Origin of the sequence: Kitasatospora sp. NPDC015120 (genome assembly GCF_043080305.1) — a bacterium.
Lineage (GTDB): Bacteria > Actinomycetota > Actinomycetes > Streptomycetales > Streptomycetaceae > Kitasatospora.
Genome location: NZ_JBIBVJ010000021.1, coordinates 56881 through 82337 on the forward strand (window position 1 = coordinate 56881; position 25457 = coordinate 82337).

General features: G+C 72.9%; 25 protein-coding genes and 1 pseudogene. 13 read left to right on the forward strand and 13 right to left on the reverse strand.

Features of this window, described 5'->3' with window-relative positions; translation table 11 throughout:
• Nucleotides 1–11: 11 nt before the first annotated feature.
• A complete protein-coding gene (locus ACF1AK_RS30645; protein ID WP_391502106.1) occupies nt 12–842 on the reverse strand; it encodes an SDR family NAD(P)-dependent oxidoreductase in 831 nt (276 codons plus the stop codon).
• Between the two features lie 98 nt (nt 843–940).
• Between ACF1AK_RS30645 and ACF1AK_RS30650 the strand changes: the two genes are divergently transcribed.
• Complete coding sequence (locus ACF1AK_RS30650; RefSeq protein ID WP_391502107.1) at nt 941–1843, forward strand: LysR family transcriptional regulator; 903 nt, start codon at nt 941–943, stop codon at nt 1841–1843.
• Nucleotides 1844–1871: 28 nt separating this feature from the next.
• On the opposite strand, the gene ACF1AK_RS30655 is transcribed toward ACF1AK_RS30650, so the two are convergent.
• The 4 genes from ACF1AK_RS30655 to ACF1AK_RS30670 all read right to left on the reverse strand — a co-directional run bounded on the left by ACF1AK_RS30655 (nt 1872) and on the right by ACF1AK_RS30670 (nt 8013).
• The gene (locus ACF1AK_RS30655) at nt 1872–6185 is read right to left on the reverse strand and encodes a CHAT domain-containing protein (RefSeq protein ID WP_391502108.1); all 4314 of its coding nucleotides are present in this window, start codon (nt 6183–6185) and stop codon (nt 1872–1874) included.
• A gap of 298 nt (nt 6186–6483) precedes the next feature.
• Complete coding sequence (locus ACF1AK_RS30660) at nt 6484–7032, reverse strand: Scr1 family TA system antitoxin-like transcriptional regulator (protein ID WP_391502109.1); 549 nt, start codon at nt 7030–7032, stop codon at nt 6484–6486.
• 24 nt (nt 7033–7056) lie between these two features.
• Nucleotides 7057–7287, reverse strand: a complete 231-nt coding sequence (locus ACF1AK_RS30665) for a DUF6879 family protein (protein WP_391502110.1) — start codon at nt 7285–7287, stop codon at nt 7057–7059.
• A gap of 273 nt (nt 7288–7560) precedes the next feature.
• The gene (locus ACF1AK_RS30670; RefSeq protein ID WP_391502111.1) at nt 7561–8013 is read right to left on the reverse strand and encodes a hypothetical protein; all 453 of its coding nucleotides are present in this window, start codon (nt 8011–8013) and stop codon (nt 7561–7563) included.
• Nucleotides 8014–8197: 184 nt separating this feature from the next.
• On the opposite strand from ACF1AK_RS30670, the gene ACF1AK_RS30675 reads away from it, so the two are divergent.
• Together ACF1AK_RS30675 and ACF1AK_RS30680 are read left to right on the forward strand one after the other, a co-directional pair.
• Entirely contained in the window at nt 8198–9082 is an 885-nt protein-coding gene (locus ACF1AK_RS30675; protein ID WP_391502112.1) for a phage portal protein, read from the forward strand.
• A gap of 21 nt (nt 9083–9103) precedes the next feature.
• The gene (locus tag ACF1AK_RS30680) at nt 9104–9898 is read left to right on the forward strand and encodes an IS5 family transposase (RefSeq protein WP_391502113.1); all 795 of its coding nucleotides are present in this window, start codon (nt 9104–9106) and stop codon (nt 9896–9898) included.
• On the opposite strand, the gene ACF1AK_RS30685 is transcribed toward ACF1AK_RS30680, so the two are convergent.
• Both ACF1AK_RS30685 and ACF1AK_RS30690 read right to left on the reverse strand, forming a co-directional pair.
• Entirely contained in the window at nt 9850–10596 is a 747-nt protein-coding gene (locus ACF1AK_RS30685; RefSeq protein ID WP_391502155.1) for a hypothetical protein, read from the reverse strand. The genes ACF1AK_RS30680 and ACF1AK_RS30685 overlap by 49 nt on opposite strands.
• A 48-nt stretch (nt 10597–10644) precedes the next feature.
• Nucleotides 10645–10827 carry a DUF4177 domain-containing protein gene (locus ACF1AK_RS30690; protein ID WP_391502114.1) on the reverse strand — a complete coding sequence of 61 codons (183 nt, stop codon included), beginning with the start codon at nt 10825–10827 and terminating at the stop codon, nt 10645–10647.
• A gap of 348 nt (nt 10828–11175) precedes the next feature.
• Here ACF1AK_RS30690 and ACF1AK_RS30695 point away from each other — a divergent pair, with 348 nt between their 5' ends.
• Nucleotides 11176–11775, forward strand: coding sequence for a hypothetical protein (locus ACF1AK_RS30695; RefSeq protein ID WP_391502115.1), 600 nt, complete (start codon nt 11176–11178; stop codon nt 11773–11775).
• 42 nt (nt 11776–11817) lie between these two features.
• On the opposite strand, the gene ACF1AK_RS30700 is transcribed toward ACF1AK_RS30695, so the two are convergent.
• Together ACF1AK_RS30700 and ACF1AK_RS30705 are read right to left on the reverse strand one after the other, a co-directional pair.
• A complete protein-coding gene (locus tag ACF1AK_RS30700) occupies nt 11818–12018 on the reverse strand; it encodes a cold shock domain-containing protein (protein WP_391502116.1) in 201 nt (66 codons plus the stop codon).
• 215 nt (nt 12019–12233) lie between these two features.
• Nucleotides 12234–12476, reverse strand: coding sequence for a hypothetical protein (locus tag ACF1AK_RS30705; RefSeq protein ID WP_391502117.1), 243 nt, complete (start codon nt 12474–12476; stop codon nt 12234–12236).
• Nucleotides 12477–12716: 240 nt separating this feature from the next.
• Between ACF1AK_RS30705 and ACF1AK_RS30710 the strand changes: the two genes are divergently transcribed.
• On the forward strand, nt 12717–12977 hold the full coding sequence (locus ACF1AK_RS30710) for a hypothetical protein (protein ID WP_391502118.1): 261 nt from the start codon (nt 12717–12719) through the stop codon (nt 12975–12977).
• A 32-nt stretch (nt 12978–13009) separates the two neighbouring features.
• On the opposite strand, the gene ACF1AK_RS30715 is transcribed toward ACF1AK_RS30710, so the two are convergent.
• Nucleotides 13010–13615: an IS5 family transposase gene (locus tag ACF1AK_RS30715; RefSeq protein ID WP_391502119.1), complete on the reverse strand. Its 606-nt coding sequence runs from the start codon at nt 13613–13615 to the stop codon at nt 13010–13012.
• An 813-nt stretch (nt 13616–14428) separates the two neighbouring features.
• Here ACF1AK_RS30715 and ACF1AK_RS30720 point away from each other — a divergent pair.
• The 4 genes and pseudogenes from ACF1AK_RS30720 to ACF1AK_RS30735 form a co-directional block, all read left to right on the forward strand.
• Nucleotides 14429–15355, forward strand: a complete 927-nt coding sequence (locus ACF1AK_RS30720; protein WP_391502156.1) for a hypothetical protein — start codon at nt 14429–14431, stop codon at nt 15353–15355.
• Nucleotides 15273–15620, forward strand: a complete 348-nt coding sequence (locus ACF1AK_RS30725) for a hypothetical protein (protein WP_391502120.1) — start codon at nt 15273–15275, stop codon at nt 15618–15620. The genes ACF1AK_RS30720 and ACF1AK_RS30725 overlap by 83 nt, the downstream gene beginning before the upstream one ends.
• A gap of 32 nt (nt 15621–15652) precedes the next feature.
• Nucleotides 15653–16165, forward strand: a complete 513-nt coding sequence (locus ACF1AK_RS30730) for a DNA polymerase (RefSeq protein ID WP_391502121.1) — start codon at nt 15653–15655, stop codon at nt 16163–16165.
• Between the two features lie 282 nt (nt 16166–16447).
• Nucleotides 16448–16642 (forward strand): annotated as a pseudogene (locus ACF1AK_RS30735) (hypothetical protein); the annotation flags it as partial.
• Here the strand turns inward: ACF1AK_RS30735 and ACF1AK_RS30740 are convergent.
• Complete coding sequence (locus ACF1AK_RS30740; protein ID WP_391502122.1) at nt 16584–17936, reverse strand: MFS transporter; 1353 nt, start codon at nt 17934–17936, stop codon at nt 16584–16586. The pseudogene ACF1AK_RS30735 and the gene ACF1AK_RS30740 overlap by 59 nt on opposite strands.
• A 27-nt stretch (nt 17937–17963) precedes the next feature.
• On the opposite strand from ACF1AK_RS30740, the gene ACF1AK_RS30745 reads away from it, so the two are divergent.
• The 3 genes from ACF1AK_RS30745 (at nt 17964) to ACF1AK_RS30755 (ending at nt 20153) form a co-directional block, all read left to right on the forward strand.
• A complete protein-coding gene (locus ACF1AK_RS30745; RefSeq protein ID WP_391502123.1) occupies nt 17964–18491 on the forward strand; it encodes a CGNR zinc finger domain-containing protein in 528 nt (175 codons plus the stop codon).
• A 271-nt stretch (nt 18492–18762) separates the two neighbouring features.
• Nucleotides 18763–19032: a hypothetical protein gene (locus tag ACF1AK_RS30750; RefSeq protein WP_391502124.1), complete on the forward strand. Its 270-nt coding sequence runs from the start codon at nt 18763–18765 to the stop codon at nt 19030–19032.
• 125 nt (nt 19033–19157) lie between these two features.
• The gene (locus tag ACF1AK_RS30755) at nt 19158–20153 is read left to right on the forward strand and encodes an alpha/beta hydrolase (RefSeq protein ID WP_391502125.1); all 996 of its coding nucleotides are present in this window, start codon (nt 19158–19160) and stop codon (nt 20151–20153) included.
• A gap of 17 nt (nt 20154–20170) precedes the next feature.
• Here ACF1AK_RS30755 and ACF1AK_RS30760 read toward each other — a convergent pair whose 3' ends face one another.
• Complete coding sequence (locus ACF1AK_RS30760) at nt 20171–20587, reverse strand: nuclear transport factor 2 family protein (protein ID WP_391502126.1); 417 nt, start codon at nt 20585–20587, stop codon at nt 20171–20173.
• A gap of 144 nt (nt 20588–20731) precedes the next feature.
• Here ACF1AK_RS30760 and ACF1AK_RS30765 point away from each other — a divergent pair, with 144 nt between their 5' ends.
• The gene (locus tag ACF1AK_RS30765) at nt 20732–21304 is read left to right on the forward strand and encodes a TetR/AcrR family transcriptional regulator (RefSeq protein ID WP_391502127.1); all 573 of its coding nucleotides are present in this window, start codon (nt 20732–20734) and stop codon (nt 21302–21304) included.
• 968 nt (nt 21305–22272) lie between these two features.
• Here ACF1AK_RS30765 and ACF1AK_RS30770 read toward each other — a convergent pair.
• Nucleotides 22273–25428 (reverse strand): hypothetical protein, encoded by a 3156-nt coding sequence (locus ACF1AK_RS30770; RefSeq protein ID WP_391502128.1) that lies wholly within the window; start codon nt 25426–25428, stop codon nt 22273–22275.
• Nucleotides 25429–25457 lie beyond the last annotated feature (29 nt).

Consider the following 25457-nt stretch of genomic DNA (forward strand, 5'->3'; position numbering starts at 1 on the left):
CGGATGACGGCTCAGGCGTCGAAGGCCGTGGCCCGGGCCTGCCCCTCCCAGGCGGCGACGTCCTCCCGGACCTGGTCGAGGTGGGCGAGGACGGCGCCCACCCCGTCCTCGCCCAGCGGCAGCCGCAGCGGCGTGCGCTCCGCCGCCAGCGCGGCCAGGATCACCGCCGCCGCCTTGTCCGGGTCACCGGCCTGCGAGCCGTCCCCGCCGGAGACGAAGGCCCTGGTCCCGCCCACCGCCGTGTACACCCCGCTGTCCGCGCTGACCCCGGCCCGGCCGGTCTCGAACAGCGAGGTCCGGAACGCCCCCGGCTCCACGATCAGCACCTTGATGCCGAACTCCCGCACCTCGTCCGCCAGCGCCTCGGAGATGCCCTCCAGCGCGAACTTCGTCCCGCTGTACGCGCCGAAGCCCGCGAAGGACATCTGCCCGCCCACGCTGCTCATCTGCACGATCGCCCCCGAACGCCGCTCCCGCATGTGCGGCAGCACCGCCCGCACCAGGGCCGTCGGACCGAAGACGTGCAGGTCGAACAGGGCGCGCAGCTCCTCGTCCGTGGTCTCCTCGACGGCGCCCACGTGCGTGCGGCCCGCGTTGTTCACCAGCACGTCGACCCGCCCGTGCCGGGCCACCACGTCCGCCACGGCGGCCCCGATCGCGGCCGTGTCGGTCACGTCCAGCCGCAGCGCCTCCACCTGGTCGGGATGCGCGGCAACGAGGTCGGCCAGCGCCTCCGGGCCGCGCGCCGCGCCGACCACCACATCACCGGCGGCGACGGCCGCCCGGGTGATCGCCCGTCCGAAACCGCTGCTCGCACCGGTCACCAGCCACACCTTGGTCATGTCGACTCCCCGTGGGTCCCACACGTCTCTCCTGACACCGGTCAGCCTGCCGCCGAAAGCCGTTGCCCGTCCAAGACCCGCGGTGATAACCAACGGGCATGACCCTGGACGTCCACGCCCGCGACCTCCGCTACTTCCTCGCGGTCGCCGAGGAACTGCACTTCACCCGTGCCGCCGAACGGCTCTACGTCTCGCAGCCCGCGCTGAGCAAGCAGATCCGCGCGCTGGAACTGCGGCTGGGCGCCGAGCTGTTCCGCCGCGACCGGCACGGGGTGGCGCTGGCGCCCGCCGGCGAGGCCCTGGTACCGCACGCGCGCAGGGTGCTGGCCGCCTGGGCGGACGGCGCCGCCGCGGTGGAGGCGGTCAAGGCCTCGCAGCGCAGCACGCTGGTGGTGGGCATGAGCACCAGCCCGGCCCGCGGCGGACTGCTCCCGGCCATCCGCTCGCGCTTCACCGCCGCCCATCCGCAGGCCAGCACCCGGCTGCGCCAGATCAGTTGGGACGATCCCACGGCGGGCCTGGCGGACGGCGGGGTGGACATCGCCTTCGTCTGGCTGCCGCTGCCCGGCCCGGAGCGCTTCCGCTGGACGGTGGTCGCCGAGGAACCCCGCCTGGTCGCGCTCCCCGACACCCACCCGCTCGCCGCCCGCGACGGGTTCGACTTCGCCGAGCTGCTCGACGAGCCCTTCCTCGCCCTGCCGGCGAGCGCGGGACCGCTGCGCGACCACTGGCTGGCCCTGGACGCCCGGGCCGGGCACCCGCCGCGCCTCGGCGCCGAGGTCGCCGGCGTCGAGGAGACGTACGAGGCCCTGATCGCCGGCCTCGGCATCTGCCTGGTGGCGGCCGGCAACGCCCCGCTGATCACCCTCGGCGGGGTCACCACCCGGCCGGTGCGGGACCTCGGCGCCAGCCGCTACGCCCTGGCCTGGCGGCGGGAGGACGAGCACCGGCCGCTGGTGCGGGCGTACGCGGAGGCGTGCCGGGCCACGGTCGCCGACTGACCTGCCGTCAGATGCTGATCGCCGCCGTTTAGTTGCCCTGGTACGCGAAGGCCGCCCAGACGTCGAGCGCGCCCGTGTCCCGGCGGGCGAGCGAGACCAGCTCGGGCGGCGCACCCGGCGGCAGCCGGCGGTCCGGGTCGAGCGCCCACAGCTGGGTGCGGCGCAGCGCCTCGGCGGGCGGGTCACCGGCGGCCAGGCGGCCGTGGAAGACGTACATCAGCACGCACACCATCTCGTCCACCACCTCCCAGCGCGAGCCGACCACCCCCGTCGCCCCGGCGGCGAGGAAGGCGCTGGAGAGGGTGAGCGCCTCGTCGACGTCACCGCCGGTGTGGTCGCTGACGCAGGCGTCGAGGACGACCAGCCCGCCCGGAGAGCCCGGCGGGCGGCCCTGGGCCTGGCGCAGGATGTCCCCGACCGGCAGCCGCCCCAGCCGGTCCCCGGCACGAGGGTCCGGTGCGAGTCCGAGGTAGGCGTCCAGCGGCGAGCGCTCGGACGGCAGGGCGTGGCAGGCGAGGTGGAGGACGGACGCCCCGGCCCGGCCGGGGGCGGGCAGCGCGGCCAGCACCTCGGCCGGGGTGCCCGCCCCCACGGCGTCCTCGACGTAGCCGAGCAGCGTGCCGTGCGGATAGTGGTCCGCGTGCAGGTACTCGGCCTCCACCTCCGCGAACATCAGCTCCCGGGTCGGGTCGCCGACGATCACCGGCCGTTCGGCCAACGGCAGCCGCGGCCGGCGGACCACCTCGCAGAACTGCCGTGCGGACGCCGCGTACGAGATCACCGCCCGCTCCACGGCCCGCACCGGCCGCCCGCCGTCCCGCAGCCCGCTGCTGAGCAGCGCGGCGTGCCAGGGGACGCCGCCGAGCTCGCCGAACGGCACCAGGACTAGCCGGGGCAGCGCGTCCGGGCCGCGGCGGGCGGCCGGACGCAGGGCGGGGTGGCGCAGCAGCGGGCGCAGCACGGTGGTGCCGGCCCAGTCGCAGAGTTCGGCGAGGGTGGCGCGCCAGCGGCGCCGCGCGGCGGCCCGCTCCGGATGGCGGGGCGCGAAGGCCTCCAGGGTGGCCTGCCGGTCGAGGTGCGCCCGGCGGTAGGCGGCGAGCGGACCGCGGTCCTCGGAGCGGACCGCGTCGACGCTGACGAGGGTGAGCGGCAGCAGGTGGATGTCGCCGGCGCCGTCCTCGCCCGGCGTGACCAGCACCGCCGCACCGCTGCGCCCCGCGCCGGGCGGCAGCAGGTAGACCAGGGCGTCGACGCCCGCCGTGCCCAGGGCGCGGGCGATCTCCGCCACCGCCGGCGGGGCCATCAGCGCCTCACCGGCCGGGGAGGCGGCGAGCGCGGTGAGGGCGCGGCGGCGAAGGTCGTCCGGCACCGGGATCTCGGCGCCGCCGGGCAGGGAGGCGAGCAGGCCGCCGGGCAGGCCGAGCACCGCGTCGAGGCCGGGGCCTCCGGCGGCCGGGCCGTCCTGGGCGGCGCCGCCGGACAGCCAGGCGTCGGCGAGGTCGGGGTGGCCGGTGGAGCGCAGCAGGTCGGGGACGTCGGTGGTGGCGGTGGAGGCGTGCAGCACCAGGCCCCGGCCGAGCTCCAGGGCCGCGACGGCGGCCCGCAGGTACGGCTCGCGCTCGGCGCCGGGGGCGTCGCCGTCCGGTGCGTCGTGCCCGGGCGCGTCGTCGTCCGGTGCCTCGTGGGCCGGTGCCTCGTGGGCCGGTGCGTCGTGGGCCGGCGCGTCGTGCCCGGGCGTGTCGTCGTCCGGTGGCTCGTGGGCCGGTCCGTCGTCGTCCGGCGCCTCGTCCCGGTCGGCGAGGTACCAGCGGGCGATCGTCAGCGCACGCGCCGCGTTCTCCCGGGCCACCAGCAGGGCCGGGCCGGCCGCCGCCTGGAGCAGGGTGGCGGCGGCCGTCTGGCGCAGCGTGGTCAGCCCGGCCTCGCGCCCGGCCCGCCGGTCCCCCGGCCCCAGCCGCACGCGGTGGGCCCGGGCGATGATCCAGTTCACCGCCGCCAGCATCTGGGTGGGCGTCCCGTGCCGCATCCGCTCACGGACCGTTTCCGCGGAGGCCAGCGCCCCGGCGATGTCCCCGGGTCGCCGCGCGTGCTCGTAGCGCGCCGTCAGCAGCATCGCCCGCATCAGGTGGGCCCGGGACCCCTCCATGCCCGCCGGGTCGGTGTCGGCGATGAGCAGGTCGAGGTACCTGAGTGCCTGCTCGGCGCGGCTCTCCGAGAACGGGGGCCCCATCGCCAGAAGGCTCACCACCCCGGCCGCCCGCATGGTCAGCACGGCCTTGTAGAGGTGGCCCGCCGGCGTCCGGTCCGCCGCGTCCAGCATCAGGACGACGCCCGCCATCGCCCGTTCCGGCGACTGCCCACCGTGCAGCGCGTGGACGAACATCGCCAGCCCGAGGTCCCCCCGGGCCATCTGCCGCAGCGGGTCGTCCTCGGACATCGCGTCGACCAGCGGTTCCAGCGCCGTCACCGTCCGGGCCATCCGCGGGACGTCACCGACCGCCAGGGCCTCCTGGAACTCCAGCATCAGCCGGGTCCGTTCGAGGATCGGCCGGTGGGCGGCCAGCAGCCTTCCCACGCCCGGGTGTTCGGCGTGCGAGAGGTAGGCGATCACCTCCTCGGTGTAGCGGCGGGAGGCCTCCAGGTCCTGGTGGTCGCCGGCGAGGCGAAAGCGCTGGTAGAGGTTGACGGCGAGGTTCTCCAGGTAGACCACCCGGTTGACGTCGTCCGGGGCCGCCCGGCGGAACGCGGCGCGCTGGTGGCGGATCGCCGCGTCGAGGTCGCCGACGGCGTTGGTGAGCGCGAACCGCTTGCTCATCGCCGCGCCCAGCGAGCCGTGCAGGTGCTCGTCCGACCACAGGGTGCCGGTGGGCCGGGCGCCGGCGTCGTCGAGCAGGCCGATCACCCGGTCGAGTTCGGCCCGGTCGGCGGAGTACTGGCTCTTCGCGATGGAGGCGTCGGCGAGGTGGCGGAGGATGTCACCGCGCCGGACGCCGTGGTCCTCCTCCTGCATGGTGTCCACGGCCAGGGTGAGGTGCCGGACGGCTTCCTCGGTGCGGTACGTCTGCGGGTCGTGCTGGTGCAGCGCGTTGACGAGCGTGCCGAGCACCGCGTGCGAGGGCGGCCGGACCGGGTCGTCCTCGGCCATGCCGGCCAGGCCCTCGCGCAGCACCTCGACCGCCTCGTGGACCTCGGCGCCCACGCCGTCGCGGTGGAGCTCGGCCCTGCCGGCGAGGGTGCAGCCGAGCAGCCAGCGCACGGTGCCGCCGAACGGGCCGTCGGGCGGGATCAGCCGGCGCAGGTCGCGGAGCCGGGCGAAGCGGTGGGCGGCGTCGTCCGGGCGGATGTGGGTGCCGTCGCCGCGCGCCCAGTACAGGTCGAGCAGGTGCAGTCCGGCGCGCATCCGGTAGGGGGAGTCGGCGGCGGTGGTGGCCGCGACCGCCTCCAGGTGGGCGACGGCCCGGTCGGTGCGCTCCGCGTCCGGGCCGCCGTCCCGCTCGTCCAGCAGCAGCCGCACGAGGCACTCGCGGACCGCCGACTCGATCGGCTCGGCGAGTTCGGCCGGCCCCGGCTCGGCGTCGGGGGCCGGGCGGTACGGCGCGCCGTCGGGGCCGCCGGGCGGTGCCGGGCTCAGCCTGTCGAGCAGGCCCTCCAGGACGGCCTCGGCGGCGGCGCAGTCGGCGGCCACCCGTTCGGGCGGGGCGTCGTCGCGCTCGGAGCGGTCGGCGAGGGCGCAGCCGAGGTTGGCGAGCGCCCCGGGGTCCTGGGCGTCGTAGGCCGCGTACGTGTCGTAGGCGTCGGTGTCCCCGGTCCCTTCGGCCGGACGGTGCCAGGGGCCCGGCGGCACCGGGACGGGGCAGGCGAGCCGCAGCGCCTCGATCGCCCGGTCCAGGTCATCGGGGCGGGCCGCCGGGTCCGCGACACCGGCGCTCGCCCCGTCCTCGTACCGCGCGTGCAGCAGCATCCCGAGCCGGAACGCCGCCTCCACCCGCTCCGGCGCGTCCTGGTCGAACGCGGCCATCGTGAGCGTCAACAGCCCGGCGGCCTCGTCCCGTTCGGCCAGCACGGCGGCGCGGATCCCGTCGTCCTCGGCGAACTCCGGCTGCTCGACGGCCCGCCAGTAGCGCACCGAGAGCGTCAGCCCGACCAGGAACCGCGCCTCCGCGAGCGCCCCCGCCGGCGCGCCCGGGCCCGCCTCCTCCAGCAGCGTGCGCGCCGTCGAGAACGCGGTGAGCGCCCCGGACAGCGCCATCGCGGCCGCCCGCGGATCGGGCGCCGCGTCGTGCTCGTCCAGCAGCCGCCGCCCGCGCCCGACCAGCGTCCGCGCCTCGTCCCCCACCGCCACCGGTCCTCCCCTTCTGCGGCCTTCCCGCGGCCTTCCCCGTGCCCGCCCCACGGCCCTGCCCGGCAGACAACCGCACACCCCGCCCGCCGTCAAACCCCGGCGCCGCTGGACGGCGTGGAAACCCGGTGCACCGGCGCCCGGCCGGGCGGTACGGTCCGAGGACGATCCAAGGGGGTGGACAGATGCGACCGCTGTTGCTGCTGGACGTCGACGGCCCGCTGAACCCGTACGCGGCCCAGCCCCACCGCCGCCCTTGTGCGTTGCAGGCTGGAAGTGCTTGGGGTCGCTGAGCAAGAGCTCACCGAGTCCCGTCAGCGCGTCGACGTAGGGCAAAGGTGCAGTTCCCCTGGTGAAGGTAGCGATCTCGTCGGAGGCGGCTGTCAACCGCAGCGTCTACGTCGTTCGGGGTGTTCTGGAAGGCCGTGATGGTCCCCATCAGCGCGCGGGCGTACTCACGGCGCTGGACGATCCCGGGCATGACGTTGGAGCAGGACATACGGATGTGCCGGCTGTTCTCGAACTGGGGCAGGATGGCGTCCTGGGCGTGCTTCATCCCCGCTCGGTGGAGGCGCTTCCACTGGACGTCCATCTCGTCGGCGGCCCGGCCGGCCGCCACTAGATCGGCGGCCTCGCCGTCATCGGCGTTGCAGGCAGCACACCACCGCTGGATGTCGTCAGCAGACGGGGGTGTCTTGGCGGCTGCGATCCGCGAGACCTTGGACTCGCCGAAGCCTGTTCGCAGGGCCAGATCATGCCCTGTCAGGCCAGCTTCCTGCTGAGGGGCTTTCAACCGCTTGGCGATCGTCTCGCGGGCGGTCTGCGCACTGGACGACGGAGACAGGGGCATGATCTGGCGGTCCTGCGTACTGAATCAGACTACGAACTTCTCGTGCTCCACTCCGCGCTCCCAGACCGATTCGGAGGCGTTGGCGCACAGCTCGACTACGGCCGGCTCTTCGGAGTACTGGGGGTACAGCGCCGCGCCAGGCCCATCGAAAAGGTTGAAGCGAACGGCGCGGCCGTCCACGAGCCAGAAGTCGTTACCAGGAAAGGCCAGATCCGACGCCTCGCTGCGGGACAGCCAGCGAACCTGCTCACCCATGGCGAGCGTCTACTACGAGGCGTGCCTGGACTCCGCGGTCCCGCATGCCTCCGCCCGGGAGCTGTGGGCGCACGACATGCGTCAACCATTTGCCGCAGGCCCCTACGTTCACGATTCACTGGCATACTACCTGGAGCGAAAGGCAATCCAGGATGCCACTAGGCGGTGGCATCCTGGAGACATTCGGAAGGGCTGAGTCGAGGCACGGGCTTAGTAGCACGAGGCTGACGGAGGGTCCGTTATGCCGAGAATCTGCTATTCAATTCCCTACAGCTAGCAGCGGGCCCCGAAAACCCATGCCTCGGCCTTGTGTCCTCCCGAGTGAAGCAGACTGGCATACAGGTCGATGCACGTCTTGCCCGGCGCGTAGGTGTAGACCGGACCAGCGTACTGACTGTAGGTTCCGGCCGCGCCGTCGACATCGTCCCACCAGCTTGTTCCCGTAAGTCCGATCTTGATTAGAATCGCACCAAACCCGCTCGCCCGGTCGTCCCTACCGCGGGCGATAGCACAGTTCTTTCCTGTCGCACTGCTGTAGTACGTGTCTATCCAGCCCACTCCGTAGCCGGTTTCCACGTCAGTGATCGAGTACTGCTTCAGGGATCCGTACGAGCTTCCGCAATGATTGATCGGCGGATAGGCGGCGGCTTCCCCGGCAGTTCCGATCACGCAGCCGACCAGCAATGCGGCAACACCCAGGACTGAAGCAAGTCGCCTGTAAAGCATGGCAGTTGCACCCCTTTGCAGTCGGGATTGCTGGGGCCAGGTATACGCCTCGCCACTTCGACAGGCAATGAAGAAGGCCGAACTTCTGACGCTATGTCTGAAAGACCACTCCTCCAGGCCTGTTCTCTGCCCACGATCCGGAACTTGCCGAGTCACTACTAGCCCGCTGAAGGAGTCCGCTCGGGTGCACTACGAACCGATACGGACAGTCCTCGACGACGTCCCGCATCCGCACCGCACTCTCGCGGGCGAGCCGTTGCGCTGGTCGGCACACACCTTCCGGCCGGACTGGAAGTACACCCCGGAACAGTGCCGCATCCTGGCCCGCTGGTACGAGCTGCGCGACGACGCCGTACCGGAGGACCCCAACGACCCCGAGACCTGGGGCCGCTCCTTCCGCTGGGAGTCCGGCACCCTGCGCCGCCTGAAGGGCTGGGGCAAGGACCCCGCCATGGCCTCCGTCTGCGCGATGGAGTTCGTCGGCCCGTGCCGCCTGGTGGGCTTCCGCGCCGACGGCTCGCCGATCGGCGGCCCACCGCAAGAGGCGTGGGTGCAGATCTTCGCCACCGCGGCCGGCCAGAACGTCAACACGATGTCGGCGCTGTCCACGATCTTCTCCCAGGCCGCCATCGACCGGTACGCGATCAAGCTCGGCCAAGAGACGGAGATCATGGGCCTGGCCGACGTGCCGCCCCACTACCTCGCCGGGTCGAACCTCGTGAACCTGAGCGCGGACGCCCTCGCGGCGGCCGAGACCTCGTTCAAGCGGTTCCTGTCCACCCTCCAGGACTCGCTGGGCGAGTCGTGGGAGTCGGTGTTCCGGCTGTGCGCCCTGGTGGCCGGCCAGGGCGAGATCGAGCAGGACGAGAGCCAGGTCGAATGGGCCGAGAAGGCCACCCGCAGCCTCGCCCAGGCGGCCGACGCGATGGTCAAGCTGATGCAGCAGGGCGTCCCGCTGTCGGTCGCGCTGCGCAAGGTCCCCGGCTTCTCGCAGGCCGACATTGACGAGGTGGTGAAGGCCGCCGAGGAGGCCGCCCGCATGCCGAGGCCGCCGAAGCCGAGGCCCTGAAGCAGCAGAAGGAGGCAGCCGGTGGCGTGGACCCCCAGAACCGCCGAGATCCTTCGGGCGGTGGCCGCGTACCAGCTCGCGCAGGAAGCGCTGGCCGGTGAGTTCTCCGCCCGCTGGATCGACGGCACCTGGGAGCGGGTGTTCACCGCGCTCATCGCACAGGCCCGACGCCGAGGAAGACCTCAGCTGGGCCGTCTCGGTCGACTCCATTGTCGTGCGCGCTCACCAGCACGTAGCCGGGGCCCGCAAAAGGGGGCCCCGGCCGGCGAGCCCGATGACAATGCCATCGGCCGGTCTCGCGGCGGACTGACCACGAAGATCCACCTCGCCTCCGACGCCCACCGCCGACCACTGGCCTTCGTGCTCACCGCCGGACAGGCGGGTGACGCACCCGCCTTCGCTCATGTCGTGGCCCGCCTCCGCGTGCCTCGGCAGCGAGGACGCCCCCGTACCAGGCCGGACGTGGTCCTGGCCGACAAGGCGTACTCCTCCCGCGCGATCCGCGAGCACCTGCGCAAGCGCGGAATCCGGGCGGTCATCCCCATTCCGGCTGATCAACGCGGCCACCGGCTGCGGCGCGGCAGCCGAGGTGGCAGACCACCCGCCTTCGACCGCGAGGCATACAAGCAGCGCAACACCGTCGAACGCTGCATCAACCGCTTGAAGCAGTGGCGCGGCATCGCCACCCGATACGAGAAGACCGCGACCATCTTCCTGGCCGGACTCTACGTCGCCGGCATCTTTCTTTGGTCTGCCAGGCCAAGGGCTCAGGAGCAGGAGCAAACCGCATCGGCCCAGGCGCCAGGGCTGCGGTAGTGGTTCTTGTGCCCCGCGGCAAGTACGTGGCGCAGTTCGGCAAGGTGTTGGGTGTTCGTGGGAAGATCCAGTCGGCCGAGGAAGGCCAGTGCGGCAGCCGGCTCCAGGTCGCCGTAGACGTCGCGGAAGCTCGCCAGGAGGCCGCGGAAGACGGCCGAGTGCAGGGCAGGAAGCCGCATGGCGGTGCGGTATGTCAGCTCTTTCACCGTCCAGCGCACCGGTCCCGAACACTCCAGAACCCGACGGGCTCGGCGGAGCAGGGCTTCCGATCGCTCGGCCACCACTCGGTCGATGTCGTTACCAAGAACCTCGGCGAAGGCCGTCGCGGAAGTAGCGTGGTCCTCGAACCAATCCACCCACAGCGAGTAAGTGACGGCTTCGGCGTCCCGGTCCGCCTCCAGCCGTTGGCGGTAGCCGTCCCACAGTACGTCGGCCGGCAGGGGACCCTCCGCACCCTCGTTCGCGAACCGGATCTCGCACGTGACCCAGTACTCGTCGAGGAGGTCCAGCAGCCCGAAAGCCAACCGCACCTGGCCAGCTGCATCCAGGTCTTCGGCGAACACAGCACCGGCCCAGGAGTGCGCCACCTGGTTGGCAGTGAGCAACGCGTCCGGTTCCTCGTCGCTCACCCACCCGTCGCGCACCCGGTTGACACCCTGATCAGCCAGCCAACGCCGCGCTGCTTCCTCGGCTTGCATCTCCACTCGGCAAGTATGACAAGCCTCGCAAGATCCGAACGAAACGGCCTAGCGGCTGGGCCGCTTCAGCAATACCGAGTAGGCCGGCATATCGCGTTCCCGTTGGGGGACTGCAACGGTGGTGCTGACGGCCTCCCATCCTTGCGCACCTTCCGCGTTCAACTGCCTGATCAGGTCGTTGCTGGGATGCCAGCTACTAACCGAAACCCATTTGTATTCCCAGGTCGTCACTTAGCGCTCCCTCAATGATCCGGATTCCCGATGATGGCATGCGGACCGCGGGCCTGGACCTGAAATCGAGATCATCCAACACTGCTTCAGGAGAGACGTGGCAGAGACCCCGACCCCGAGCCTCCGACGCCGGCCGAGGCGATCCCCGGCGGCGCGATGAACCCGGCCACCCCGCCGGCCACCCCCGAACCCGACGAGGCCCCGGCCCCGGAGAGCGAGCAGACCCCGGCGCGCCCCGGTGCCGGCCGAGCCGGACTACAAGGCCCTGTACGAGAAGATGCAGGCCCGCTTCTCGGCCAACTACATGATCACTACAAGGCCCCGCTGAGGGCCGGAACGGAAAGCAGCTTGGCTGACGCCCCCTCGGTCCTGGTACCGGGCACCGGATACATCCACGTCGCCCCGCCCGGCACCGCACTGCCGGACCTGAACGCCGGGTTCGACCCGAAGGCCGCGGCCAAGTGGGGCCCGGCCGGGCTGAACTGGAAGTCCATCGGCAACACCTCGCTGGACAACGGCATCGAGATGAGCGTCGAGGGCGACGAGCCCGAAGTGCTGGGATCGTGGCAGAACAAGAGCCTGCGCACCACCGACCCGAGCAAGACCTACGCCGTGACGATCAACCTCAGCGACTTCACCGCGGAGTCCTACAAGCTGTACTACGGCACCGACAAGGGGCTCGACTCGAAGGGCCTGTTCTCGATTCCGACATCCCCGACCGCGCAGAACCGCGCGCTGATGATCGCGGCGGTGGACGGCACGAAGTGCGTCGCCTGGCATTACCCGAAGACCAGCATCATCGGCGCTGACTCGGTCACGATGGACCCGGCCGCGCTCGGCGAGATGCCGGTGAAGGCCACCGTCGTCGCCCTCCACCAGGCGACGCCACTCGGCTCCGTCACCCCCGTGTTCGACCTGGCCGCCGGCCTCCAGGCCCCCGCTGCCTGACCGCCCAAGTGCGATCAGGCAGCGCTACGCGACCTCCGTGGGTCAGGCGCCCTCAACGTTGATGGCGACGGAGCGCCCGCTGCTCTCGGCCAGCTCGTAGCTGACCTCCAGCCCTGCTTCCAGGTCCCTCTGGACGTCGGTGTACTTCACCATGACGCTCGCTGATCCGTCTGCGGGCTTGATCATGCCGAAGCCCTTCTCACTGTTGAACCACTCCACCGTGCCTTGCCGGCGCTCGGCCATGTCGTCTCCTATCGCGCATTGACTAGCTCGTGTGTTGCGAGGGTGATGGTCTCCCCGGCCCGCTCCCGGCGAAGTGGAATCTGCGACTTCCGCATGGCGCACCGCGATATCTGCTAGGCATCGCGCCTCCGGGCGCCCTCGCCCTCAACAAGGCACCATCCGGTAAGTCGCAGTCCCGTGTTCGACCTGGCCGCCGGCCTCCAGGCCCCTGCAGGTTAGACGGACGCCTTGGCGCGTTCGACCCACTTGGCGATCTCGGCCGGCGTGCTGAAGTTGCTGAGATCGAGGTCGGCAACGTCGGCGGCGAACCCGAAGCGCGTCTCAGCCCACTGGATGAGCGCGTGGACGTCCACCTCATTGAGCAGCCCGTCGAGATTGGTGTCCGCCGTGATGGTCTCCTGGGACGACCCCTTGGTCTCGTTGAGGTAGCCAACGATGTCTTGCGTGATCTGGCTCATGTGCGCAGTTTCTCCTCATCGAGTGTTGTCGCAACGTCGGTGCTTCGACCGTCCGAAGGGCTCCACCTGGAACCACACGGAACGCCCCACGGCAGCGAGCCACATGGAGCGCTCGACCGTTCTATCGACCCAGTTCGGCCCTGGCCGGGAGTTGTTGATCATTTTCACTTGATCGAGTGAATGCGCCACCCCATCCCTTGACCTCTTATCAACGCACCATCCCACAAGGAGAGTTACGCCGTGACCACCCTGGACTTCGCCGACCTCGCCACCGAGGCCGAGCGCAAGCACACCGGCAAGGGCCTGAAGTTCATCGCCAAGAACGGCAGGAAGGTCCGGCTGCGCCGGATCGAGGCCATGCCCGGCGGCGACCTGAAGTCCGCGCTCGCGCTGCTGCACCTCGTGCAGTCGAAGAAGGTCAGCAACGAGCGCCTCATCGAGGCGATGACCGGCCTGCTGATCGCGGTCGCCTCCGACAAGAAGGCGATGCGCGGGCCCTGACGGTGGTGACCGCCTAGGTTCCATCCGGGCGATCATGTGCCGAGCCAGATGGCGAGGACGGCTGCAGTGACGGTACCGAGGTAGACGTAGTCGCGTTTGTCGTATCGGGTGGCTACGGCTCTGGCGTGCTTGAGCTTGTTGTTGGCCCGTTCGACGGTGTTGCGTTTTTTGTACCGCTCCTTGTCGAAGCCGGGTGGCCGTCCGCCGCGTGAGCCCCTGCGCAGGCGGGCCGCCTGGCTGTCGGTCTTCTCCGGGATCGCGTGCTGGATGCCGCGCCTGCGCAGGTAGGAGCGGCAAGGGCCGTTGCTGTACGCCTTGTCGCAGGCCACGCTGTCCGGCTTGTTCCGCGGCCTGCGAGGACCGGTCCGCGGGACGCGGACTTTCTCCAGCACCGGCTCGAACTGCGTGCAGTCCGCCCGCTGCCCCGCGGTGACGACCAGGGACAATGGACGGCAGCGGCCGTCCGCGCTCAGGTGGACCTTTGTGGTGAACCCGCCCCGCGAGCGGCCCAGGCCCTCACCTCCAGCACCACCTCCACCAGGCGGGCGACGAGGTTCTGCCACGGCGTCTCGTCCTGGTGTTCTGCCGGCCCAGCCCGGCAGCGAAAAGAGCCACGTCCTCTCGCAGGAGGCGTACACCGCGTACCGCGACTGGTGCGAGGCCCAGGGCGAGAAGGCGTGGACCCGCAGGGGGGTTCATCTCCGCCCTGGACGAACGCGGCATCCGCCAGCACCGCATGACCAAGGGCCGGGTGCTGCTCGGCGTGCGCTTCGCGGGCGAGCCGGTACCCGCCGGGCCGGGAGTCTTCAAAACCACCATTAATGGGTGACGACTGGCCTCGTTCTGCACACCGAGCCAGGAGGCTGCACCCTCAGGACGACTCATCCCAACCGCAGGGCAGCCGCAGCCTCCAACGCCGAGTGAGCCGCGCGAGCGGCGTCACCCGCAGTGTTGATGGCTACCTGGTCAGACGAATCCGCATCTCCCAGAGCGATAGAAGCCTCAGCCAGACTCCGGCCCAGATGGACTATTTCGGAGTCCATCCCGGAGAGTCTTACCTCCGATAGTGCCTTCGTGAGCCTCGACCTGGCTTCGTACCGCGCAGCTCGGGCCTCCAGCGTGTCAGGGATCCCTTCTCGACGGGCTACGTGTTTGAGGTACTGAGCCGCCCGATGGTCTGTGGCTGCTCCGAGGAGCTGTGCCACTGCCCCTCGCTGCGCCTGTCGGTCCCGGTCACGCCGGGCTGTCCGGTTAGCCAGATGTTGCATGGCGCCGGTGACCACAGCTCCCAACAACGTGCCCAGCACGGCAATTAGTGCGATCCCCATGGTGATGCCCCCATTCCACCCGGCATGCGAACGCCCTTCTGCGGCGTACCCAACTCCGGGCTTCATCCCCAAGAACTCAGCGCAAGACGACAGCTGATCCGTTGAACGTATTTTAGGAGCGTGATGCCGGTACACCCGTACCGGCTGGCCGGGGAGCCGGTCGAGATCAAGGCCGCCGAGAACGGTGAAGACCTACGGGAGTTCCGCGCCTGGTGGACCGCCCACGCCAACGCGGGCACGCTGATCGGCTTCGACACCGAGACCACCGGCCTGGCGTGGACGGACCGAATACGGCTGGCGCAGTTCGCCGACGCCAACACCGCGTACGTCATCCCCGTCGAACTCGGCTGGCCGTTCCGCGAGGCCGCGATCGAGGCGCTGGCCGCGCTGCCGAACCTGGTGGCGCCCAACCTGGCGTTCGACGCGCTGAAGGTCGACAACGAGCTGGGCATCCGGCTAGAAGACCTCTACCCCCGGGCGCAGGGCTCCCGGGTGGCCGCCCACCTGCTCGACAGCCGCCACGACTACGAGGGCGGCGCGGGCCTCAGTCTCAAGCCGCTGTCGGCCTGGTACGTCGACCCGGCCGCGCCCGACACCCAGAACGACCTGACGAAGGTCTTCAACGGGCTCGGGCTGACCAAGGAGAACGGCTGGGCTCGGATCGAACTCTCGCACCACGTCTACGAGTTGTACGCCGGTCTCGACGCCCTGCTCGTCGCCCGGCTGCTGCCGAAGCTGCTGGAGCGCTACCGGGCCGAGGGCCTGCCCGGCGCTGCTGCCCTACGAACACCGCCTCGCCCTGGTGTGCGCCAAGCTCCAGCGCATCGGAATGCTGATCGACCCCGGGTACACCGAGGGCCTGGTCGGCCGGCTCGACCGGGGGAAGGAGCGGTTCTCCGCCGTGGCCGCGCGCTTCGGCGTCGACTCGGTGAACAGCCCCGACCAGGTGGCCGGCGCCCTGCTCGGGATGGGCGAGAAGCTGACGGAGAAGACCGACAGCGGCGCCCTGTCGGTCGCCAAGGCGGTCCTGCTGCCGATGGCCGACCTTGACCAGGACTGGCAGCGGCTCGGCATGCGCGAGCCCAACGCCCTCGCGGACGCCGTGCTGCGGGCGAAGCGCGCGGGGAAGTGGTCGGCGTCCTACGCCGAGGCGATGCTGAACAACCGCGACGCCTTCGACCGCATCCCCCCGAAGATCAATCCCTTGGGGGCGCAGACCGGCCGGGCCAGCCACTCCGACCCGGCGACCCCCGGGTGGGAGGTGCGCCGCTGCATGGTCGCCGAGCCGGGGCACGTCTACTTCTCGGTGGACTAGCAGGCCGTCGAACTGCGGGTGCTGGCCGCCCTGTGGGGCGAGACCAGGATGACCCGGCCATCGCCGACGGCCACGACCTCCACGGGTACGCCGCGACGCTGATGTTCGGCGAGGACTACACGAAGGCCCAGCGCACGCCGGCCAAGATCGCCGGGCTCGGCACCGCCTACCAGGGCGGGGCCGCGACGCTGGCCAAGCAGACTGGTCAGGAGGTCGAGGTCATGCGGGACACCCTGCGCCGCTACGGCAAGGCGTTCCCGGGGATCAAACGGTGGGCCCGCAAGATGCAACGCGTCGCACTGGCGGAGCGCTGCACGATGACCACGGTCACCGGCCGGCGGCTCCACCTGGACCGGGACAACCTCTACAAGTCCGTGGCCTACACCTGGCAGAGCACGGCGCGGGACAGGATCGGGCAGTCGCTGATCAAGATGGACGACCAGGGCCTCACCCCTACCTCACCATGTGGGTGCACGACGAGGCAGTGGGCACCGCACCGAAGATGGAGGCCGCGGACGTCGCCCGCGCGTGCGCGGAGGCGATGAAGATGACCCTGCTGGGCGTCCCGCTGGACACGGACGCCGAGGTCTACGGGCCCTCGTGGGCCAACGGCTACGGCCTTCCCGAGGAGTCGGCCTATGCGGCGTGAACCGGAGAGCGAACACACCCAGTTCTGCGAGGTCTGCGACGACGAGAAGCCGCTCGGCCAGTTCGGCAAGCGCAAGCGCGCCCCCAACGGCCGCGCGAACGTCTGCCGGCCATGCGTTCGTGCGGCGAGCCACAAGGCGAATGCGGAGGTACATCGCCCCGAGGTCGAGGCGGGCGGTTGGGTGTGCGGCCGTCCGTTCGCCTGGGTCGACGACCTGATCACCGAGGCGGACCGGGACTGGGTCCGCGCGCACCACGACGGGCCGGCCCTGCTCCACCGGGTGGACCCCAGGACCGGCCTGACCGCCGCCGACTTCAGCGTCCTCGCGCACTGGGCGGCCGCCGCCGCGCCGGCCCGCCCCGCCGGGCGGTGAGGGCCGCGGTCAAGGCCGTGAGGGCGGCGAGGGCCGTCCAGGCGGGGGTGTAGCCGCCGGCCGGGCCGTCCCGGGTGGTGTCGCGCAGCAGGCCGAGGGCGGGCGGGGCGAGGACCACGGCCACCTGGTTGACGGCCATCACCAGGCCGAGGGCCAGACCGGTCCGGCCCGGCGGGGCGGCCTCGGCGAGGTGGGCGACCCACGGGCCGTACCAGCCGATGCCGAAGAAGCCGAGCCAGGTGAACAGGACGGCGGCGCCGACCGGGTGGTGGCCCAGCGGGGTGGTGAGTGCGAGCAGGCCGGCCACGGCCGCCACCATGCTCGTCAGGACGGGGCGGTAGCGGCCGGCCCGGCTGCGGTCGCTCCACGCCGCTAGGCCGATCCGGCCGAGCATGCCCGCCAGTTGGGACACCACCAGCACGGCGCCCGCCGCGCCCGCGCCGAGCGAGGTGGCGTCGTGCAGGTACAGGGCGCCGAGCACACCGAGGCCGCTGTGCACCGACACCATGGCCAGACCCGACAACAGCGCTCTGACCAGGGCGGGTTCACGGAGCAGCCGGAGGCGCTCCACGACGGGTGCGTCGGGACCGGCGGGCATGCCGGGTGCTTCCGGCGAGCCGGCCGCTTCCGTCGGGGTCGTCGGTGAACTCTTCACGGGGGACGGAGGGTTGGGCCGAGCGATGGCGGGCGGCGGCCGCCGGTGGAGCGCGGCGAACGCGCCGGCCCCCGCCAGCGCGACCAGCCCGCCGACCAGCAGCGCCGACCGCCAGCCGTACGCGGTGGCGAGCGGCGGCAGGACGGCCACCGCGAGTGCCCCGCCCAGCGGCAGTCCGGCCTGCCGGACGCCCATCGCGAACCCCCTCCGCGCGGGCTCGAACCACGCCGCCACCGTCTTGCTGCCGCCGGGCTGGATCGTGCTGTAGCCCGCGCCGGCCACCAGCAGGACGGCGAGCAGCGCGCCGTACCCCGGGGCCAGGCTCCCGGCCAGCAGGGCCGTGGCGACGACCCCGGCCCCGAGGCCGACGACCCAGCGCTCGCCGTACCGGTCCAGCAACTCTCCGGCCACCACCAGCCCTACCAGCGGGGCCAGTTGGGAGGCGGAGAGGAGCAGGCCGAGCCGCGTCGCATCGAGTCCGAGGGCGTCCTGCAGCGGGACGGCCATCGCCCCGATCCCCTGGACGAAGAAACAGGCGGCGGCCTGGGTGAAGGTGGCGGTGCCGAGGATCACCCAGCGGTAGCCGGGCGCGGTCGGAGCGGCCGCAAGGGCCGTCGGGGCACTGGGGTGGTGACTCATGGCGCCCCATGCTGCTGTCATGGTCCTATGCACCTCAACCCTTACGGCGAGGACGCCGTCCACCTGGCCGCCGCGCTGGCGAACCGGCGCCCGGAGAGCCCCGGCGAGCTCGTGGCCCGCTGCCGCGCGGCCGGTCTGCTGATCGAGGGGCCCGGCACGCCCGCGGACCTGACGCGCACCCACGCCCTGCTGGACGCCTGGGAGGCCGTGGTCGACGCGGCGGACGAGCGCGAGCGCGCGGCCCGGCTCAATCTGATGCTCGCCGCCGGCACCGCCCACCCCCGGGTGACCGACCACGCGGGCGACGGCTGGCACCTGCACTACCGCGAGGACGACCTCCCGCTCGGCGACCTGCTGTTCGCGCTGGTCGCGACCGGCACCGCGCTGCACCTGGTGGGCCGCGGGATGCGGCGGCTGGGCCGGTGCGCCGTCGAGGAGTGCGCCACGGTGTTCGCCGACACCTCCCGCACCGGGCGCCGCCGCTACTGCTCCCCGCGCTGCGCCAACCGGGACGCCGTCCGCCGCCATCGCGCGAAGCACCCGGCGGCCGGCTGACGCGCTGCGGGGCCGATCGGATGGAGCAGCAACTCTTCCACCCGGCCCGCGCATCGGACGCACGGCCCGCCGACCAGCGGCGTCCTGCTCGGCCTGCTGGTCGAGCGGGTGAGTGGGTGAGCGGGTGAGCGGGTGAGCGGCCTGGAGGATTTCGTCCACGACCGGATCAGCGGACCCAGCGGCCTGCGGCACACCCCGTTCCCGCAGGGCACCGACCGGCCCGAGCCGTACGCGCACCGGCACCGTCGCCGGTTCCACGCACCGGAACCCGTTGTGGGCCCGGGCGGCGGGTGCGCCGGTCTCCGACCCGCGGGACCTGCGGCACTGGGCGGAGGACCTGGAGCACCTAAACGTCCGGCCCACCAGCGTCCCCGGCGCGGGGTACGGCCTCGGGTTCTTCGACATCACCGGGCGGATCGGCCACAACGGCTCGCTGGCCGGCTGCGAGGGCCTCACCATCCGCCTGCCGCAGGAGTGCGCGACCCCGGCGGTGGCGCTCAACACCGACATCACGTCCCGGAATTCCGAGCCGGCAGTCTGATCGGCCGGGCGTGGGACGTCGGCCGGTCCGACGTCGCACGCCGGTGCCGTGCCGCCGGGCGCCGCCTGGCAGGCTGGGCGGACCGGGGTGCCGTCGGGGCGGTCCGGACGGGAGAGGGGGCGTTGATGGGGGACGGGGACCACGGTGCAGGGGGCCTCGGTGCGACGGCGGCTCCCCCGCCGTTCGATCCGGAACTGGCCGCGGCGCTGGCGGCGTTGGGCGAGGGCGCGCGGGCGCCGATCACCCCGGAGGGCCTCGCCGCCTGGCAGGAGCGGGACGCCGCGGCCCGCCCCAGGCCCACCGTGGAGGCGCTGCGGGACGGCGGGCGCTTCGAGGTCGCCGAGCTGGATGCGGAGGGCGTGCGGCTGGTGGGCGCGCGGCCCGCCGGGTCGGACGGGCCGTTGCCGTTGCTCTACTACCTGCACGGCGGAGGGCTGGTCGGCGGCAACGCCTGGTCCGTACTCCCGCGGCTGCTGCGGGAGTTGGCCGAACCGCTGGGCATCGCCGTGGTCTCCGTGGCGTACCGGCGGGCCCCGGCAGCACCGTACCCGGCCGCGGTGGAGGACTCCCTTGCCGGGCTCCGGTGGACGATCGGGCACGCGAAGCGGCTGGGCATCGACGCCGGGCGCGTCGTCGTCGGGGGCAAGAGCGCGGGCGGCGGTCTCGCGGCGGCGCTCGCCCTGCTGGTCCGGGACCGCGGCGGGCCCGTCCCGGCCGGCCAGCTGCTGCTGTCCCCGATGCTCGACGACCGCAACGACAGCTTCTCCGCCCACCAGTTGGCCGGCCACGACACCTGGGACCGGACGTCCAACGCGACCGCCTGGCAGGCCGCGCTCGGCGAGCGCCGGGGCACCGTCGGCCTGCCGCCGTACGCGGCCCCGGCGCGGGCCACCGACCTGTCGGGCCTGCCTCCCGCCTACGTCGAGGTGGGCTCGGCCGAGACCTTCCGCGACGAGGCCGTGGCGTACGCCGACGCCCTGTGGCGGGCCGGCGGTGAGGCGGAACTGCACGTCTGGCCGGGCGCGTTCCACGGCTTCGACACCATCGCACCCGGCGCGGCGCTCAGCCGCGACGCCCGGGACGCGCGGCTCCGCTGGCTCCGCCGGATCCTCGCGCGCTGAGCGGCTGCCGCCGCCGGCTACTCCGGCACGGTGCCGAGGAGCCGGGTGAGGGCGCGGTGATCGTGGAAGTCGCGGCTGTGCACGATGAGGCCGTCGCGCACCCGCAGCACCTGGAGGTTGGCGACGGTCTCCTCCCGGCCGGTGGCGCGGTTGCGGGCGCGGTAGTCCCACTCGGTGACGATGACTTCGGGGTCGTCGGTGGCGCGGACCACGACGTTGCGGGCGTCCAGCTCCAGCGGCGTGCGCTCGGCGAGCGCGAGGAATCGTTCGCGCAGCGCCGCCCGCCCCTCCACCCGGCGCGGGCCGACCGGCTCGAACACCATCTCCACCACGGCGTCCTCGGCGTAGAGCCGGTCCAGTTCGGCGAACCGTCCACCCGTGATGGCGTCGAGCAGCGCGTGCGAGACCTCGCGCGGCGACCGCGTTTCGGACATGATCAACCCCCGGAATGATGTGCGCCGCCAGAACCGGACCAGCGACTCCGTTTAGCTCCATCACGACCATACGGACCGGCCGCTCCGCTTGTCCAGGGGGCAGGTGCCCGTCGATTCCGTCGACAGGGAAGGGGAGTTGAAGAGTTGAGCAGCACTCAGGACCGCCCGCTCCGGGCGGACGCGGCCCGCAACCGGGCCAGGCTGCTGGACACCGCCACCGAGGTGTTCGCCACCCGGGGCGTCGGTGTGCCCACCGAGGAGATCGCCCGCGCCGCCGGCGTCGGCGTCGGCACGCTGTTCCGGCACTTCCCCACGAAGGAGGCGCTGCTGGAGGCGGTGATGGTGCGCCGGCTGGAGACGATCGCGGCGAGCGCGGCGCGGGTGGCGGCGGAGTCCGCACCCGCCGACGCCCTGTTCGCCTGCTTCCGCCTGATCGCCGAGCAGTCCGCGGGCAAGAACGCCTTCGCCCAGGCCCTCGCCGCCGCCGGAGTGGACATCCGCACCTCCCTCCACCCCTCCTCGACGGCCGTCCGCAACCTGCTCGCCGATGTCCTCCACCGCGCCCAGCAGGCCGGCACCGCCCGCCCCGAACTGACCCTCCCCGAACTCCTCGCCCTCCTCGTCGGCGCCAACGCCGCCCTCGAACAACTCGGCCCCGACCCCACCGCCCGCAGCCACGTCCTGGACATCCTCCTCACCGCCCTCCGCCCCACCTGAAGCCAGCACCCCACCCGCGGAGTGGGAAGTCGGCCTGCCCGACTTCCCACTCCGACCCGCCGCGAAATCTACGCGCATAGATTCCTCGCGCCGGAGAATACCGGCAACACCGCCGACGCCTAGCGGAGCAGAAAGTCGGGCAGGCCGACTTTTCAATCCACCAGCACACCCCGACACCCACCCCTGCGAAGCGCCGACGGCGGAGCTGGAAGTCGGACGGGCCAACTTCCCAATCCATCCGACAGGATCTATGCGCATAGATTCGTGAGCGCCTCCGTCCAGCCACTCACCCCCAGCAGCCACCAATGAAGGCAGAGCAGGAAGTCGGCGAGGTCGACTTCCTATCCGGTGCCCCGCCGCCCCAATGGAATCTACGCGCACAGACTGGCGAGAGGCGGGAGCTTCTCCTGGCAATCGCCGATGGAGGAGGAACTGGAAGTCGGGCAGGCCGACTTTCAAATCCAAGCCGCGACCCGCCAAGGCAAGTCTACGCGCATAGATTCGCGCGGGCCTCCATACAGGCGCCCATCCTCCGGCAACCGCCGGTGGATGCGGCGCAGGAAGTCGGGCGGGTCGACTTCTCAATCCAGCGACACGTCCCAGGGCGAGCGGGGCGCGGTGGGCAGTGGAGCGGCTTCCCATCCGCATGCGCAGCGGTGGGGTTGGGCGGGGTGGAGCCAAGGGGACCCGGGGGCTGGAGCAGGAAGTCGGGCAGGCCGACTTTCAAATCCGAGTCCGACCCGTCGAGGCGGATCTATGCGCATAGATTCACCCGGGCCTCGGGCGCCCATCCTCCGGCAACCGCCGTGGAGGCGGCGCAGGAAGTCGGGCGGGCCGACTTCTCAATCCGGCGGCACGTTCCATGGCGAGCGGGGCACGGTGGGAAGTGGAGCGGGGGGGTGGGGGCGGGATCTGGGGGGATGGAGTGGGACCGGGGCGGGGTCTGCGCGCTGCCGGTGGTGGGGGGGTCAGGGGGTGGGGAGGTGGCGGGTGGTCCAGAGGGTGAGGTAGGCGGCGAGGGGGAGCATGATCAGGAGGGCGGCCCAGAAGGCGGAGTGGCCCCAGAGGGCGGCGAGGTCACGGAACCAGGGGGCCAGGACGGGGATGCGGAGGGCTTCCAGGGGGCCGAGGGGTGGCGGCCAGGCGCCGAGGGCGGCCGTGCCGAGCGCCGCGGCGGCCAGGATGCGGCGGGCCGCGCGGGGGGTGGCGCAGGCCGCGAGGAAGGCGACGAAGGCCAGCAGCAGCACGTAGTCGGCCTGGTAGGCGGCGCCGGTCCGGCCGGTGCCCCAGGACTCCGGGGTGGGGTGGCGGTCCCGGTCGACGACGGCGAGCCGGATCTCGACCGACGCCCACAGCAGCGCGGTCAGCACGAGCGTCCCGCCGAGGCCGAACAGCAGCCGGTCGCGCAGGCCGGCGGTCCCGGCCGCACGGGTGCCGCGGCGGCGGGCGGCGAGGCGGCGGCGGTCGCCCGCCGCCCGTTCCGAGGCCGCGTGGGCGGGCGTGAGCAGCCAGCGCACGGAGCGGCCGTTGAGGAACAGCGCGAGCACGACCGCCCCGACCGCACCGACGCCCGCCCAGCTCCCGAGGCCGCCCTCGAACATGACCACCCGGTCGACCACCGCCTGCGGCGGCTTCAGCACCGTCATCGGTGGCCCGAGGCTCAGGTATCCGATGGTGAAGGAGGCCGCGACGGCGAGGAACAGCATCCGCCGCCCGACCCGGGCCGGGAAGGCGACCACCGCCACGGCCGCGGCCAGCGCCGCGCCGAGCTGGCCGGCCGTCGCCCGCGCCGCGGCCTCGCCGGCGGTCCGCAGCGGTCCGCCGAACGGGCCGCCGGGCAGCACCTGCGCGCCCGTGCCGAACTCGACGGCGTACCGCCAGACGGTCCCGGACCAGAGCGTGAGGCCGAGCGAGAGGAACAGCAGCACGGACGCCACCGCACGCCGGGGCAACGCGCTGCGTGCGCCGCCCCACCAGGCGCGCGCATCCGCCTTCCACTCCCCCCGGTTGCGCCCGCGCCGCGCGCCGCCCGCCCGCACGCTGCGGACCTGCAGCACGGCCGCCGCGGCGAGCACGCCCCGGCCCTCGGCCGTGGCCGGGTCGGCGGCGAACGCCCGGCGGCTCAGGTCGGACCAGTTCCGGCGGAACCGTTCGCGCGCACCCCCGCGGCGCCCGCCGCCGCGCACCCGCGCCGCCACCGCGCCCACACCTCCCCCGACCGCGGAGACCGCCGTGTGGAGGGGCGCGGGCAGCGCGGCCAGCGGGCCCGGCAGCGCGGAGATCCGCCCGACGACGACGCGCCGCTGCTGCTCCGGCTGGACGGTGAGCAGCAGCGCCCAACGCCGGGCGGTCCTGCGCTCGTTCGCGCTGAGCCGGCCGTCACCGTTGCCGTCGCCGCGACCGCCGAGGGCGCGGGCCTCGCGCTCGACCGCGGTCAGCACGGCCGCGAGCCGGGTGAGTCCGAGCAGCCGGTCGCAGGCCCGCTCGGGGCAGGCGGGGTGCCCGCACTCGAAGCGGGCGGCGAGCCCGGGCAGCCCGGCGGCGACCAGCTCGTCGACGAACGCCGGGCCGTCCGGCTCCCCCGCCAGCGCCGCCAGCCCGGCCGCGTCCACCCGGCGGTCCCGCACGTACGGGACGGCCTCCGGCGTGAACGCCGCGCCGAGCGCCAGCACCGCCCGGGAGGCCGCCGCCGACTTCTCGGCCGGCGTGCCGCGTTCGACGTCCTTGAGGTAGTGCAGATCGAGGACGGTGTCCTTGACCTCGTCCCGCAGCCAGTCGCGCAGCCGCCGCGCGCCGCCGCTGACCAGCCAGGCCGCCGCGTCCGCCGACCGCCCGAGCATCGCCCCGGCGAGCGCCGCCGGGTCGTGGAAGTCCTGGCCGCGGAAGGCGATCGGCCGGTGTGCGGGCCCGGTCGGGGCGGGCTCGGGCGCCGGCGGGTCGACCCGGCTGCGCACCACCTCCGGGCTGCCGCCGCCCAGCCACGTACGGACCTGCTCCGCCGTCCAGCGGTCGGCCGGGTCCTTGGTGAACAGCCCCTGGAGCAGCAGCCGGCGGCGCTCGTCGGCGACCGCGGAGACGTCCACCTCGGCGTCCATCACCAGCCGGATCTGCAGCGCCTCGTCGCTGATCAGCCCGCCGTCCGCCCGCCGGTAGCGGCCGGCGCCGGTGAACACCTCGTAGAGGATGGTGCCGAGCGCCCACCACGGCCCGGCCGGGTGGTTGTGGCCGGCGAGCTGCTCCGGCGCCATGTAGGCGACGGTGACCTGCATGTCGGTGGAGAAGCGGCGGCTGGCGGTCAGCTTGGCGACGCCGCCGAAGTCGGCGACCACGAACTGCGCGGCGGAGCGGCCGCCCTTCCCCGCCGGGCGGACCAGGATGTTGGCGGGTTTGAAGTCGACCGGATTGCGCGCGATCGTGGTCTGCCAGAACGCCAGCAGGTCGACCAGCTCGCGGATGATCCGTTCGCTCTCGCCGGGCCGGTCCAGGCGGCGCCGGTCGCGCAGCTCCGCGATGTGGTCGGCGAGGGTGACGGGAAGGTACTCCATCGCCATCCAGTCGCAGAGCGCGCCCGCGTGCTCGACCCGGCCGTGGCCGAGGATCTCGGGGACGTGCCGGCGGAAGGCGGGGTCCCCGGCGAGGTGGGCGAGGAGTTCGGTGTCCGCCCGCACGCCGGGGTTGCCGACCTTCACGGCCGCGTCGCCGCCGCCGTCGGTGCGGCGGACGTGCCAGACGGTCCCCTCGCTGCCGGAGCCGACGGGGCCGACGGGGGTGTAGCGGTCGGCGAGCGCCGCGGGGAAGGCACCGGCCGGGTCGGCGGGCGGTTCGGAGAGCGGGCCGGCGGCCGGGGTGGCGGGCTGCTCCGCGGTCGGCGCGGGCGGGTCGGCGGGGCGCTGGACGCGGGTGCGCGGGCCCGGGACGGCGCCGCCGTCGCCGGGTTGCGGGCGCTCGCGCTGGACGCGGGTGCGCGGGCTCCCCGCGCCGGCGGCCCTGCCGTTCCCGGCGCCCTGGTCACGCTGGACGCGGGTGCGCGGGCTCTCGGCAGGGGGTCCGGCGTCTCCCGAAGTGCCCTTCCCGCGGCCCTGCTTGCGGGTGGGCGGGCTCGGTTCCGGCGGTGTGTCGGCCATCGCGCCGTTCTCCTCCTCGCGGGCCCGGC